At 43.6% G+C, this 13,551-nt stretch carries 13 protein-coding genes; 6 read left to right on the top strand and 7 right to left on the bottom strand.

Features of this window, described 5'->3' with window-relative positions; genetic code table 11:
* Positions 1 to 63: 63 nt before the first annotated feature.
* Positions 64 to 810, bottom strand: coding sequence for an electron transfer flavoprotein subunit beta/FixA family protein (locus JRG66_RS04780; protein WP_265164632.1), 747 nt, complete (start codon positions 808 to 810; stop codon positions 64 to 66).
* Between the two features lie 165 nt (positions 811 to 975).
* Here JRG66_RS04780 and JRG66_RS04775 point away from each other — a divergent pair, with 165 nt between their 5' ends.
* The 4 genes from JRG66_RS04775 to JRG66_RS04760 all read left to right on the top strand — a co-directional run bounded on the left by JRG66_RS04775 (position 976) and on the right by JRG66_RS04760 (position 6,625).
* A complete protein-coding gene (locus JRG66_RS04775; protein WP_265164631.1) occupies positions 976 to 1,956 on the top strand; it encodes a pyruvate dehydrogenase complex E1 component subunit beta in 981 nt (326 codons plus the stop codon).
* Positions 1,957 to 2,271: 315 nt separating this feature from the next.
* The gene (locus JRG66_RS04770) at positions 2,272 to 2,787 is read left to right on the top strand and encodes an inorganic diphosphatase (protein ID WP_265164630.1); all 516 of its coding nucleotides are present in this window, start codon (positions 2,272 to 2,274) and stop codon (positions 2,785 to 2,787) included.
* A gap of 326 nt (positions 2,788 to 3,113) precedes the next feature.
* Positions 3,114 to 5,480, top strand: coding sequence for a sodium-translocating pyrophosphatase (locus JRG66_RS04765; protein ID WP_265164628.1), 2,367 nt, complete (start codon positions 3,114 to 3,116; stop codon positions 5,478 to 5,480).
* A gap of 113 nt (positions 5,481 to 5,593) precedes the next feature.
* Complete coding sequence (locus JRG66_RS04760; protein ID WP_265164627.1) at positions 5,594 to 6,625, top strand: App1 family protein phosphatidate phosphatase; 1,032 nt, start codon at positions 5,594 to 5,596, stop codon at positions 6,623 to 6,625.
* Between the two features lie 82 nt (positions 6,626 to 6,707).
* Here JRG66_RS04760 and JRG66_RS04755 read toward each other — a convergent pair whose 3' ends face one another.
* The 6 genes from JRG66_RS04755 to JRG66_RS04730 form a co-directional block, all read right to left on the bottom strand.
* Positions 6,708 to 7,361 carry a sterol desaturase family protein gene (locus tag JRG66_RS04755; protein ID WP_265164626.1) on the bottom strand — a complete coding sequence of 218 codons (654 nt, stop codon included), beginning with the start codon at positions 7,359 to 7,361 and terminating at the stop codon, positions 6,708 to 6,710.
* Between the two features lie 204 nt (positions 7,362 to 7,565).
* The gene (locus JRG66_RS04750; protein ID WP_265164624.1) at positions 7,566 to 8,183 is read right to left on the bottom strand and encodes a deoxynucleoside kinase; all 618 of its coding nucleotides are present in this window, start codon (positions 8,181 to 8,183) and stop codon (positions 7,566 to 7,568) included.
* 257 nt (positions 8,184 to 8,440) lie between these two features.
* Entirely contained in the window at positions 8,441 to 8,806 is a 366-nt protein-coding gene (locus JRG66_RS04745) for a DUF6122 family protein (RefSeq protein WP_265164622.1), read from the bottom strand.
* Positions 8,807 to 9,027: 221 nt separating this feature from the next.
* The gene (locus JRG66_RS04740) at positions 9,028 to 9,345 is read right to left on the bottom strand and encodes a hypothetical protein (protein ID WP_265164620.1); all 318 of its coding nucleotides are present in this window, start codon (positions 9,343 to 9,345) and stop codon (positions 9,028 to 9,030) included.
* Between the two features lie 47 nt (positions 9,346 to 9,392).
* Positions 9,393 to 9,746: a DUF4870 domain-containing protein gene (locus tag JRG66_RS04735; protein WP_265164618.1), complete on the bottom strand. Its 354-nt coding sequence runs from the start codon at positions 9,744 to 9,746 to the stop codon at positions 9,393 to 9,395.
* Between the two features lie 122 nt (positions 9,747 to 9,868).
* Complete coding sequence (locus tag JRG66_RS04730) at positions 9,869 to 10,372, bottom strand: outer membrane protein (protein ID WP_265164616.1); 504 nt, start codon at positions 10,370 to 10,372, stop codon at positions 9,869 to 9,871.
* A gap of 313 nt (positions 10,373 to 10,685) precedes the next feature.
* Here JRG66_RS04730 and JRG66_RS04725 point away from each other — a divergent pair, with 313 nt between their 5' ends.
* Both JRG66_RS04725 and JRG66_RS04720 read left to right on the top strand, forming a co-directional pair.
* Positions 10,686 to 11,450 carry a LytR/AlgR family response regulator transcription factor gene (locus tag JRG66_RS04725; protein ID WP_265164615.1) on the top strand — a complete coding sequence of 255 codons (765 nt, stop codon included), beginning with the start codon at positions 10,686 to 10,688 and terminating at the stop codon, positions 11,448 to 11,450.
* Positions 11,428 to 13,551, top strand: coding sequence for a tetratricopeptide repeat protein (locus JRG66_RS04720; RefSeq protein ID WP_265164614.1), 2,124 nt, complete (start codon positions 11,428 to 11,430; stop codon positions 13,549 to 13,551). The genes JRG66_RS04725 and JRG66_RS04720 overlap by 23 nt, the downstream gene beginning before the upstream one ends.

Below are 13,551 nucleotides of genomic sequence, written 5' to 3'. Positions count from 1 at the left end.
CCAAATTCCAAAGCCTCTAGTTCAAACCTTAAACCTTGAACCTTAAACTTTAAACCCTGAACTCTAAATTACTTTCGCCTCATTGTGGAGTAAATTCACTAATTCATCCAGGTTGTCTGCATCAACTAATTTGATATCTCCTTTTGGTTTGGGTTTTTCAAACTTAACGGCTTCAGAATGAGTTCCGGCCTCTACAGGCTCAACCACGTTAAGCGGCTTTTTTCGTGCCTGCATAATTCCGCGCATGTTGGGGATGCGAAGGTCGCTTTCCTGAACAATTCCCTTTTGGGCACCAACCACTAAAGGAAGTTGCGTCTTCAGCGTTTCTTTTCCTCCATCGATTTCGCGGGTAACCGTAGCTTCATTTCCTTCTACTTCCAGACCTATACAGGTGTTCACGAAATTTGCCCCAATTAGACCAGCTACCATTCCGGGAACCATTCCGCCGTTGTAATCAATAGATTCACGCCCGGCAATAATAAGATCGTAACCGCCATCCTGTGCTACTTTTGCCAGTTGTTTTGCAACGTAGATCCCGTCTGTAGCGGGAGTGTTAACACGTATGGCATTATCGGCGCCAATAGCCAGGGCTTTTCTCAATGTAGGTTCGGTTTCGGTGCCGCCCACATTCACAACATCTACTGTTGCACCTTGTTTTTCTTTGAACCACATGGCCCTGGTGAGGCCAAATTCATCATTTGGATTGATCACGAACTGAACCCCCGCGGTGTCGAATTTTGTATCACCTTCAGAAAAATTAATCTTTGAGGTGGTATCAGGAACGTGACTAATACACACTAATATTTTCATATTTCTCAGAATTTTGTAAATAAAAATTATAAATAGATTACGAAGATACACAAAACCTAAGGAAAATTACTGTGCATGCATAAGAAATTTTTGTCCTTAAGTTAGCCATAATCCTTGATTGAATTACTATTTTTGTGTTTCGAAAATTTTAATCAAATACGTGTAATGAAGACAATCCAATTCAGGGAAGCAATTGCCCAGGCCATGAGCGAAGAAATGCGCAGGGATGAATCTGTGTACCTTATGGGAGAAGAGGTTGCTGAATATAACGGTGCCTATAAAGCATCTAAAGGGATGTTGGATGAATTTGGTCCAGATCGCGTGATCGATACCCCTATTTCCGAATTAGGTTTTTCCGGGATAGGTGTTGGTAGCGCCATGAACGGAAACCGTCCCATCATAGAATTCATGACCTTTAACTTTTCCCTGGTGGGAATTGACCAGATTATAAACAACGCTGCCAAAATGCGCCAAATGAGTGGCGGGCAGTTTAATATCCCCATTGTGTTTCGCGGGCCAACAGCTTCGGCAGGTCAATTGGGTGCGACGCACTCACAGGCCTTTGAAAGCTGGTATGCCAATACACCGGGGCTAAAAGTAATTGTGCCTTCTAACCCTTACGATGCAAAAGGGCTTCTAAAAGCCGCCATTCGCGATGACGATCCTGTGATCTTTATGGAATCTGAGCAAATGTATGGAGACAAGGGAGAAGTGCCCGAAGAAGAATATGTATTGCCAATTGGGAAAGCCGATATTAAAAGAGAAGGCAGTGATGTAACCATTGTTTCCTTCGGAAAGATCATCAAGATCTGTTACAAGGCAGCTGAAGAACTTGAAAAAGAAGGAATTTCATGTGAGATCATCGACTTGCGTACCATCCGCCCGATGGATCATGAGACCATCCTGGAATCTGTGAAGAAAACCAATCGTTTGGTGATCGTCGAAGAAGCCTGGCCATTTGGCAACGTAGCTACAGAGATCACTTACCAGGTACAGTCACAGGCATTCGATTTCCTTGATGCACCTATTGTAAAGATCAATACCGCCGATACTCCTGCGCCTTATTCTCCGGCACTGCTCGAAGAGTGGCTGCCAAATCACAACGATGTGATCAAAGCAGTGAAGAAGGTGATGTATAAGGACTAAAACCTTTCAAAAATGACATTTTTAGAGCCTCCTTTTTGGGAGGCTTTTTTTTAACCCCTAAATCCCCCGAATTAAAATTTGGATTCGTGTTGGAACTTAGTACTTGTAATTTGTTGTCTGGAATTTGTAGCTTGAAATTTGGTGCTTGGAATTTGTAATTTGTTGTTTGGAATTTGCTCCGCTTTTTGTGAAGAAAAACCTAAACTTTTTGTTCAGGAGCAACTTCTGAATGTTTTATATCTGCTTAAAACCGAATGAAGTATTATATTTGCCGCCCCCTAAAGGCAAAAACAGACTTAAATATATAATACAGTAATGAGTAAAACATTTGATGTTCTTATCGAAATCCCCAAGGGAAGTCGAAATAAATATGAATACGATTTCGAGCTAAAGAAGGTGCGTTACGACAGGATGATCTTCTCTTCTATGATGTATCCTGCAGATTACGGGTTTATCCCCGAGACCCTCGCCCTTGATGGCGACCCGCTAGATGTACTGGTGCTGGTTACAGAGCCCACTTTTCCCGGTTGTGTGATGGAAGTAAAGCCCATTGGTGTATTCCACATGGCCGATGAGAAAGGGCCCGATGAAAAAGTGATCTGCGTACCGGTTTCCGATCCTATCTGGAACAGGCTTAACGACCTTGGCGATGTGAATGGCCACCTTATAAAGGAGATCGAGCATTTCTTCCAGGTTTACAAAGACCTTGAGCAAAAGAAAGTAGATGTTGAAGGCTGGGGCGATGTTAATGAAGCAAACGCTATCATCAAAGATTGTATTCAAAGATATAAAGATAGCAAGGGGGAAAAAGGTAATTTCTCTATCCTTTAATTTCTTCTGAATCTAAGACAGGAGGCTGTCTGGTAAAGCAATTTTCGGCAATCTTAAGATTGGATGGAAGGCTTTCCCGGGCAGCCTTTTTTTTAATGGGTCTCTTTGATTTCCTTCCAAAAATGGCATTTTAAGCTTTCATTTTAAAAGAAATTAAACTTCCGGGGCATTTCCTTTCAAAAATGCATTTTTGCCCGTCCATCTCCCGTTATGGCTGAGAATAAGTAAATATTTCCTTTAAGATTATGAGAAAGATCATTTTTATTAAGCCATATTTATCCCTCTTTTGCTAACTTTAACAGCATAAATAAAATTAACAAAAAATTATGGAATCATTGATGATTTGGTTGCCGGCTATCCTGGCAATCATAGGGCTCATTTTCATGTGGGCAAAACGCGCCTGGGTTTTAAAGCAGGACGCGGGAGACGGAAAAATGAAGGATATTTCGTCTCACATTTATGAAGGAGCTCTTGCTTTTCTTAACGCCGAATACAAGATCCTTACTATTTTTGTTATTGTAGCCAGTATCCTGCTGGCAGGAATTTCTTTTATTGTTCCAACCACTCATATTTTAATTGTTGTAGCCTTCATATTTGGGGCTATTTTTTCGGCTTTCGCCGGAAATATCGGGATGCGCATTGCAACCCAGTCTAACGTAAGAACTACCCAGGCAGCAAGAACAAGTCTGCCGCAGGCCTTAAAAGTGTCATTTGGAGGCGGTACCGTTATGGGGCTTGGTGTGGCCGGGCTTGCCGTTTTAGGGTTGACCACTTTTTTCATCATCTTCTTCCACGTCTTTATGGGCGGGGAATGGACCGATGTTCACCAAATGACCATTGTGCTTGAAACCCTTGCCGGGTTCTCGCTTGGGGCCGAATCTATCGCCCTTTTTGCCCGTGTGGGTGGCGGTATCTACACCAAGGCAGCCGATGTGGGTGCCGACCTGGTGGGAAAAGTGGAAGCCGGTATCCCCGAAGATGATCCGCGCAACCCCGCCACCATTGCCGATAACGTGGGCGATAACGTGGGTGACGTAGCCGGGATGGGTGCCGACCTCTTCGGAAGTTATGTGGCTACCGTACTTGCCGCCATGGTACTGGGTAACTATGTGATCAAAGATATGGGCGGTAATATTGTTGCTGAAGGTTTCGGCGGAATTGGGCCCGTACTTCTCCCAATGGCCATTGCCGGTTTCGGGATTATTTTCTCTATAGTAGGAACCCTGCTGGTAAAGATCAGCAGTAACTCGGTTAAAGAAGCTGAAGTACAATCGGCGCTTAACCGCGGTAACTGGATCTCGATCGCGCTGGTGGCAGTTTCGTCATTCTTCCTGGTAACCTGGATGCTGCCCGAAACCATGCAAATGGAATTCTTTGGCGAAGGTGCGCAAACCATCTCCTCAATGCGGGTGTTCTATGCTACTTTGGTTGGGCTTGTAGTTGGAGGTGTGATCTCTGCCGTGACCGAATATTATACAGGCCTTGGTAAAAAACCTGTGCTGTCTATCGTACAAAACTCCAGCACCGGTGCCGGGACCAACATTATTGCAGGCCTTTCTACCGGGATGATCTCTACCTTCTATTCTGTACTTCTTTTCGCAATCGCTATCTGGGCGTCTTATGCCTTTGCTGGTTTCTACGGGGTTGCCCTTGCGGCTTCGGCCATGATGGCTACCACTGCAATGCAGCTGGCCATTGATGCCTTTGGGCCAATCGCTGATAACGCCGGAGGTATTGCCGAAATGAGCGAACTGCCTTCCGAAGTTAGGGAGAGAACAGATATTCTCGATTCTGTTGGAAACACCACGGCTGCAACCGGAAAAGGTTTTGCGATCGCTTCGGCAGCCCTTACTTCTCTTGCCCTTTTTGCCGCCTATGTGACTTTTACGGGCATTGACGGGATCAACATTTTTAAGGCCCCTGTGCTTGCCATGCTGTTTATTGGAGGAATGATCCCCGTGGTGTTCTCTGCCCTTGCTATGCAATCTGTAGGAAAAGCAGCTATGGACATGGTGAACGAGGTGCGTCGCCAGTTCCGTGACATTCCGGGAATTATGGAAGGCACCGGGAAACCCCAATACGACAAGTGTGTGGAGATCTCTACCAAAGCAGCGCTTCGCGAGATGCTCCTGCCTGGCCTTCTCACCATTGGCTTCCCTATTATCATCGTGCTTGTTCCCATGGCTTTGGGATATGAGAACCGCCTTATCGCCGAAATGCTTGGAGGCTACATGGCCGGGGTGACCGTGAGCGGGGTGCTTTGGGCGATCTTCCAGAACAATGCCGGCGGTGCCTGGGACAATGCCAAGAAATCTTTTGAAGCCGGGGTGATGATCAACGGCGAGATGACCTACAAAGGGTCTGAAGCCCATAAAGCAGCCGTGACCGGTGATACGGTTGGAGATCCTTTTAAAGACACTTCAGGGCCTTCCATGAACATCCTTATTAAACTTACCTGTCTTATCGGGCTGGTGATCGCCCCTATTTTAGGTCAGGATATGGAAGTTGCCACCACGCCCGAAGTTGATGAGGTCACTCTAATTCAGGCTGAGCAAACCGAGGCTGTTGCTGAATTTTCAGTCGATAAATCTGAAACCCTTGCCAAGGCTGATAAAATAGCTGAAGCAGTAAAAGCTGCCGAAGAAAAAACTTCAGAAGGGAATATTTCCGAAGTCACCTCCCAAAAAGAGTGATTTCCGAAGATATTTGCTAAAGTATTTTTAAAATCCCCTGCAACTGCGGGGGATTTTTGTTTTTAAATGTAACTTGAAAGAGGTGTCAAAAATGCCATTTTTAAAACCCTTTTATGAAGCTTCTTTCCAGGCTCAAAAAACACCTTACCGCAAAACCCGAAGTAAAACTGGCCACTTACCGCAGTTACGGCACTGCCAGCCATCTTTACCTGCTGGGTCGCGCCATTGATGATGATAAGCTGAAGATGCACGAAGACCAGAGCTTTTTTAGAACCCTGGCCAACACCTATAAGCAGTTTGACAGCTATGAAATTGCCAACACCGAAGTTTCCCTGGAACTTCCCGATGGTACTGTGCTTAATGCTATGACCAATGCTGAAGGCTATTTCCTCTTTGACAGGACGATTTCCATAAACCTGAAAGAATTTGCCGATGAGGGTGGCTGGCTAAGGCTGAAGGCTTCCTTTTCAAATGAAGTGCCCAACAGCATCATTACCAGTAACAACAATTTTGAAGCTGAACTGCTCATCCCGCCTGTTAAGGCAGCTTACGGGGTGATTAGTGATATTGACGATACGATTTTGCACACCGGGGTCACTTCTTTCCTGAAATGGCGGGTGATCAAAAATTCCCTTTTTAAGAATGCTCACAAAAGGATCTCGCTGGAAGGTGCGCCCGGGTTTTATCGCGACCTGCACGCCGGGAAAAAAGGGGATGAACAGAACCCTGTCATTTACTTGAGCAACAGCCCCTGGAACCTGTATCAATACCTGAAGTTGTTCCTGCAAATCAATGATTTTCCAAAAGGTCCCATCCTGTTGCGGGATTTTCGAACCCCTTTTGACAGAACCCTAAAACCTGAAAAACCGCATAAGCAAAAGGAGATCATCAATATCCTGAAAACCTATCCACACCTCAGTTTTATCCTGATAGGCGACAGCGGCGAACACGACCCGGCCATTTACACCGAGATCGCTGCTCAATATCCCGACCGTATCCTGGCCATCTACCTGAGAAGCGTAAAGCACCGCCGACAAATGCGCAGGGTAAGAAGTATAGTCGATAATTTTGAGACCGTTCCCATGCTCCTGGTAGAAACCTCAGAACAGGCCCGTGAACATGCAAAAGAACACGGATTTATTTAGCTATTTCCCACTCAAATAACCACAATTTAAATTCTCTCCACTCCGAAATCCCGTCTACAGACTAAAGCCTTCCGCCTACAGGCTAATCAATATACCCGCTTTTTCGCTCTACCGGACTTTTCCTGGGCATAGTCCTGAAAACATAATCCCAGAGAGGAGAGGAAACGCCAAATGCGCGGTCAGGCTCGCGGTAGTGGTGAATGGCGTGGTGGTGCCACAAAACCTTCAGGAAATTTTTTGGGACCCTAAAGGCATGAACTGAATAATGTATGGCGAGATAACCGGCGTAACCCACAAGAAAACCTGCTAAAAACCCAAAGACGAGATCTCCCAGTACAGCCCTGTAAACGATGAACAGAATTGTGGCAATGAGCAGGCTAAGCACCGGCGGCATGGCCAGGCGCGATTTGTCTTTGGGGTAATCGTGGTGCACCCCGTGCATGGTGTACGAGATATTCTTTCGCCTTGGCGTGGTGGCGGGAATGTGGTAGAGGTAGCGGTGCATCAGGTATTCTACCAGGCTAAAAAAGAAGAGTCCGCCAAAGAACAGCAGGATCATCTGCGGAACTTTAAAACCTTTCTCTATGATCCCGTAGTAGATGAGCAGGGCGGCGATCCCAAAAAAGATGATCAAAGGTGCCGAAATATGCGTGTGGGTAAGCCGTTCTAAAATCGGGTTTTTGAAGAGTTTGGGGGAGCCTTTGTGTTTTGGCCTCTTGAGCTTTTGAGATTCCATAGCAATAATTTTAACCAGGTGAGAAATTTTTCTCACTAAGTTAAAGCACTCGGCTTCAAAAGTCAAGAGGGAAATAAACCTGCTGCAGAAACAGAGGTTTAAAGTTCAGGAATAATGAATTGCGAATTTTTTGGAGCAGAAGCCTTCCGAAGAAACCTCTTTAAAAAATACGTTTCAAACTTAGAAATGTGAACTATAAACCAATTATTTAAAAAGGCCATTGAGTTCCCCATCAACCCGGGTGATGATATTCCCAAGGTCTTCGGGGTTGTCTACAAAGTTGATGTTATCAACATCAATGATAAGCAGATTTCCTTTGTTGTAGTTGTGTACCCAGGCCTCGTAGCGTTCGTTTAGACGGCTTAGGTAATCAATGGAAATGGAATTTTCGTAATCCCTGCCACGTTTATGGATCTGTGAGACCAGGTTGGGAATGCTGCTGCGCAGGTAGATCAACAGGTCGGGGCCCTGCACCACGCTTTCCATAAGGTCAAAAAGCGAGCGGTAATTTTCGTAATCGCGGTTGGTCATAAGGCCCATGGCATGCAGGTTGGGCGCAAAGATGTGAGCATCTTCATAGATGGTGCGATCCTGAATGATGGCTTTGCCGCTTTCCCTAATTTCAAGGATTTGGCGGAAACGGCTGTTCAAAAAGTAGATTTGCAGGTTAAAAGACCAGCGTTCCATTTTGTTGTAGAAGTCTTCGAGGTAGGGGTTTTCCAGTACGTCTTCATATTGAGCTTCCCAGTTAAAATGTTTTGCTAGTGATTTGGTAAGGGTGGTTTTTCCCGCCCCAATGTTTCCCGCAATGGCTACGTGCATGTTCAGTGAATTTGGCTGTTGATAGATGAGTGGTGAAAACTTCAGGTGGTAAATATAATGGAAATAGATATTTTAATAAAAGATAAAAATTGGTTATTGGGGATTTGAAAATGGTTAACAGGGGAAAGGTTTATGAGCAATTTGCTCAAGGTAAATTTGTTAATTTGAACGCTTAGTAAGCTTATGGCTAACTGCTAAAGCCATTGGTGAATTTTTAATTACTTCGGAAATTACCTGTCAAAAATGGCATTTTTGGATCATATTCCGCGGAAGACTTCCGAAGCAGCACAATTTCCGCATTTAGACAGCATCCAGAGGCAATCGATGAAATCGGTGATCATGTGAAAGGCCAGGCCAATCATTACCAGCCGTATGATCTTATGTTTAATGAAAATGGCACCAAGAAAGTAGAGCGGAACAACATATTCGGAATGTAAAATGTGAAACCCGATGCTGCATCTCTCAGCCTGAAATATTGGAGTGGCGAGCAAATGATCGAGGTCTACCAGCATGGTGGCGAGCAGGATGAGCCAGTATTTTTTCCAGTTCGTTTTGTCGTACCAGTACGCAATAGCACCAATGAAGATGAAATGTAAGAAGTAATGAACTAGTGTTTGCAGCAAGCGGTTCCGGGTTTAAGGTTCAAGGTTCAAAAATTCAAGGTTCAAGGTTCTGGGTTCATCACTCAAAACCAATATTCCATATTCCATATTCAATATCCAATTAAGAACCGTAAATATATAAAACGCGAAATGGATGAACAGTTTTCACTGTCCATCCATTTTCCAGATCTAAAATTCACTCCCCCAAATGATTTTAGACCTTTTCTTTAGAATGGTTAATATTAATCTACGGCTTCTTCACTACAATTGTAATTCTCGATTTCCTCGTAGTATTCCTGGTAATTATCTTTCCAAAAAGGACAGTCATTATAGTTGTCGTAAAAATCGAGCAAAGCATCTTTATAGGCTTCGCAGGTTTGTGGAGTCGGGTTTTGTGAGTATGCGATTAAAGCTTCTTGAAATTGTTCACTATTGGCTTCAAAGTTATTACAGCCTGCAATATTATCATCGGAGTTATTTGAATCGTCTTCAGAACAGGACTGAATTCCTAAAAAGCCCACGAGCATGATCATATATAGTATTGAAGAGTTGATTTTCATAATTTCGGTTTTAAATAGTCAGTTTGAGATTAAAAAAGGGAGAAGTTTTAAATATTTTTAAACCATTCTTCAAATTTGCTTCCCAAAACAGGAACAGGTTTGACTTTTCCGTTAATGGCATTTATAAGGCCCATGATCCACAGGTATAACAGGAAGAGAGAGCCAAAGAAACTTATTAACCAGCCTAGGATGGGGACCATTCCTATGGCGAAAACTGCAATTCCAAGAACGGTGAGGCCCATGGATTGCCTAATGTGCCAGGCTGCAAAAGCATCTTTTTTTTCATTGTTCATTACAAAGGCTACAACAAGGCCAATAATAGTGAGGTAGGCTATAACTGCAATTGTAATATCTTCTGTTTTGTCCTTTTTAGTTTCAGCATGTGTATTTCCGGTTTCCATAGCGTGTATTATTTAATTCCAAATTTTTTATGTTGTGTAAGGTGATCTGCCGGACTTGCATAGGGAAAATAGCCGGGCAAAAAATGCTTGGTTAGTAAGGTCTTTCTGTAAAAATTTCAATTCTAGATATTGAATTTTATACCGGCTGCGATCACTAGCTGGCTTCCGTCTATAATGACATATTTAGCTTCAGCAAAAGGAGTGATGCTGCTTCCTATATCGAAATTCGCACCTGCACCCAGATTGAGGCCAAACCTGCCGTCACTGGCTTCCATAGAGCCTCCTATAGGCGAATCATCATAATCTATGCTCACATGGGTGTAATTGAGGCCGGCGAGTCCATAAAATCCAAAATCTTCCCTGTCTGTAAAATAGTAATTCGCATTTCCATTTATTTCCCACCAGTTTACATTGATCCCGTATTCATCCTTCGGAAAAAAATAAGTGAATCCGGGAGAAATATTAAGGTTCTCCATAACGGGAAATTCTGCATTCACCCCAATCCCCAGGTTTTCAATCTCGGTTCCATAAGCAAGCATGGCACCAAAACGGGTATCGTTCTGGGCTGTGGTAACAAAGCTTCCAATAAAAAACAGGGCGGTAATAACAAGTAGTTTCGTTTTCATTTTTTAAGTTTTTAAAGTCGGTTATTAAAGGTCTTTCAGAAATTACTATTTCTCATTGACTGGTGTAAATGTCTAAATATAAATTACTTACACGGGTGATAATTGAGTGTAGCGGGCTTTTGGATTAGTTTGTACTGCCGGGGAATTATTCTGTTGTATACTTTGTGAAATAAGTGGGAAGCACCCACCACTCTAATTCAAACCCTGCCTAGCCTAATGAATATCAGTATTTTACCCTCTCATGTTTTTAAACATCATTTATAAAACCTACATTTAGTATGATAAAGAGTTCACTGTTTGAAGTTTAACCCAAATGAGAGTAGCAATTGTAGATGATGAGGTGCATTGTGTAGAGGGCATGGTCCTGCACATAAAGAGCAAGTTTCCTGAAGCTGAGATTGTCTTTAAGGGAACCCGCCCGCAGGATGCCTTACTGACTCTGCCTAAAGTTAAGCCCGACCTCTTATTTCTTGATGTAGAGATGCCGGGAATGAATGGGTTTGAATTGCTCGACCAGCTTTCTGCAGAAAATTTTGATGTCATTTTTACAACTGCCTACAGCCAGTATGCGGCACAGGCTTTTAAGGCCAAGGCTGTTAATTACCTGCTTAAGCCCATTGATGAAACCGAATTTGAAACCGCTGTGCTACAATGGAAGCAGGAAAGGGAAATGAAGAACAACCTTCCTTCTGAAAAGATGAACGAGCTGCTGGATCACATGAAGCGGGAAGGGATCCTGAAGAATAAGATTGCGGTGCCGGTGACCGAAGGTTTTGAATTCATTGAAACCAATGAAATTTTATACTGCCAGAGCCAAAATAATTACACCCTCCTGTTTACTGTAGGTAACCGGAAACTTGTTTTGAGCAAAACTCTCAAGGATTTCGAAAAACTCCTCGATAAGTATTTCTTTATCCGCATTCATAAATCCTTTCTCATCAATCCAAATTACATGAAAAAGTACTATCGCAATGACGGCGGGTACCTTGTGATGCAGGATGGGAAGTCTATACCGGTAAGCAAAAGTAAAAAGGACCTTATCACTAATTTATTTGATGCAATCACCAAAACAGCCTGATATCTCAAAACATGAATTCTCTATACTGAAGCTATTTAAAAATACTTGGGAAATATCCTGCAGCCGTAAGTTTTTCATCACTTTCCTGTTTCTTCTGCTGCAGTTCAATTTCGGATTTTCCCAGTCAGGGCTGGACAGCCTGAAAACTTCTTTTGAGAATTCCTCAAATGATTCCCTTAAAGTAGTCCAGGGCTTACAGTATTTAAGAGCATTGCATAGGAGTGAGCACGAGGAAGAAACCGAATACGCGCTCGCCCGGAAAATAATTGAGAATGCATTAAACACAGGAGATTCACTCCTATACGCCAGAACCCTGGATAATCTCGGGTTGCTTTACAGGTACCATCAGCATTATGACCAGGCTTTGCCCCTGCACATCAAGGCATTTAACCTGGTGGAGCATATGGATATAGATCCCGTTTATAAAATGATCTTTGCAAATAATGCCGGTGTGGCAGGCAGGTACGATCAGAGATATGATACTGCGGTGTCCTATTACATGAAGGCTTTAAAAATAGCCGAAGAGGAGAACGATCTCAAAAATATTGCTATTGCAGGCAACGGGATAGGTAACACTTTGGGGAATATTCCGGGGAGGCAGGATGAAGCTCTGGCCTATTTTGAGCGTTCCCTGGAAGCCGAAAAGCAAAGGGACAACAGCCTGGGAGTCGCTATGAACTATCTTTCCATTAGTGACCATTATATCAATAAAAAAGAATTTGTAACTGCCCGGAAGTACCTGGATGAACTTCTTAAGATCAACCGGGAAAGGAATGATGATTACGGTCTTGCTATCACTTATGAATTCTACGGGAAATCGTATTTGGAGGAGGGGAAAGATATGGAACGCGCTGCCAATTATTTTGAAGATGCCCTAAACAGGTTTGAAAACCTGGGAGATGCCCACCAGCAGGCCCAGATCCTGGGGAGCCTGGGAGATGTGCATTTTAATCAGGGAGCATTGGCAGCAGCCCGTAATTATTATGAGAGATCCTTAAATCTTGCCAAAGAACTTAATCAGCATGGGTTGATCATGCAGAATTCCTATCAACTGGCAGAGATCCTCGAAAGACAAAACCAGCCTTCTGCAGCCCTGCAATATCTTAAGCAGGGGAAGGCTTATGAGGACAGTATAAAGCTTGAGGAACAAAATGTTGAGATCGCGGCCCTTATCCGGCAATATGATATCGAGAAAAAAGAAGATCATATTCAGCTGCTCGAAAAAGACAAGGCCTTGCAGCAAACCCTTTTGGACAATCAGCAACAAAAACTGGAACGGCGCAGGATCCTAATGATCCTTCTTGGTACGGGCCTATTGTTCATCCTGGTGATTTTCCTGTTGCAGTACCGCAACCATCAAATGAAAAAGAAGGTGAATGCCCGCATTTTGGAAGAGGAGAAGGCGAAGATGAAGGCCATTTACGAGCGCAACCTTGCCCGGGCAGAGATCCTCGTCACGCGCCTGCGCATCAATCCTCATTTTATCTTTAACAGTCTCAATGCGATCACTTATCTCATTCAAAGTCAGCAGAACGCCAAGGCTATGAAGTACCTCGTGGTTTTTAGCCGTTATACCAGGATGGTGCTGGAAACTTCGCAAAAACACGTGGTACCCTTGTCTGAAGAACTGCAGCTAACCCAATATTATTTAACCCTCGAAAAGAACCGTTTTGAAAAGGATTTTACTTTTGAGATCAAAGGAGATGATGCTCCCGAAATTTCTAAGTTCATGATCCCGCCTTTACTCCTGCAGCCCCTTATTGAAAATGCCATTTGGCACGGACTCCTGCCCAGTAAAAAAGAAGTGAAGATCTTACTGCTTGAAGTTATTCCTGAAGGGGAGGAGGTTAAGATCATAATTGATGATAACGGGGTAGGAAGGACTTTTACTGAAAAAAGGTCTTCAGAAAAGGAGCATAAAAGCATGGGGATGAAGATCCTGAAGGAGCGGGTAGAGCTTTACAATAAGAGTTATTCGGGGCATATTGATTTTGAAATCATTGATAAGAAGGACGAAGCAGGGAATCCTGAAGGAACCCGGATTGTTTTTAAGTTGCAGCAAAAGATCCACTCCAAAAACCCCGCAGAACTTTTATCCTGA

This window comes from Salinimicrobium tongyeongense (genome assembly GCF_026109735.1).
Classification (GTDB): Bacteria; Bacteroidota; Bacteroidia; order Flavobacteriales; family Flavobacteriaceae; genus Salinimicrobium; species Salinimicrobium tongyeongense.
The sequence above is the reverse complement of the archived record's forward strand: the minus strand, read 5'-3'. Positions and strand labels throughout refer to the sequence as shown.

Coding starts and splice junctions, on each gene's coding strand:
- JRG66_RS04760 (WP_265164627.1), top strand. CDS start 5,594: ATGAAGCTTCTTTCCAGGCTCAAAAAACACCTTACCGCAAAACCCGAA.
- JRG66_RS04755 (WP_265164626.1), bottom strand. CDS start 7,361: ATGGAATCTCAAAAGCTCAAGAGGCCAAAACACAAAGGCTCCCCCAAA.
- JRG66_RS04780 (WP_265164632.1), bottom strand. CDS start 810: ATGAAAATATTAGTGTGTATTAGTCACGTTCCTGATACCACCTCAAAG.
- JRG66_RS04720 (WP_265164614.1), top strand. CDS start 11,428: ATGCAATCACCAAAACAGCCTGATATCTCAAAACATGAATTCTCTATA.
- JRG66_RS04740 (WP_265164620.1), bottom strand. CDS start 9,345: ATGAAAATCAACTCTTCAATACTATATATGATCATGCTCGTGGGCTTT.
- JRG66_RS04765 (WP_265164628.1), top strand. CDS start 3,114: ATGGAATCATTGATGATTTGGTTGCCGGCTATCCTGGCAATCATAGGG.
- JRG66_RS04735 (WP_265164618.1), bottom strand. CDS start 9,746: ATGGAAACCGGAAATACACATGCTGAAACTAAAAAGGACAAAACAGAA.
- JRG66_RS04725 (WP_265164615.1), top strand. CDS start 10,686: ATGAGAGTAGCAATTGTAGATGATGAGGTGCATTGTGTAGAGGGCATG.
- JRG66_RS04770 (WP_265164630.1), top strand. CDS start 2,272: ATGAGTAAAACATTTGATGTTCTTATCGAAATCCCCAAGGGAAGTCGA.
- JRG66_RS04775 (WP_265164631.1), top strand. CDS start 976: ATGAAGACAATCCAATTCAGGGAAGCAATTGCCCAGGCCATGAGCGAA.
- JRG66_RS04730 (WP_265164616.1), bottom strand. CDS start 10,372: ATGAAAACGAAACTACTTGTTATTACCGCCCTGTTTTTTATTGGAAGC.
- JRG66_RS04750 (WP_265164624.1), bottom strand. CDS start 8,183: ATGCACGTAGCCATTGCGGGAAACATTGGGGCGGGAAAAACCACCCTT.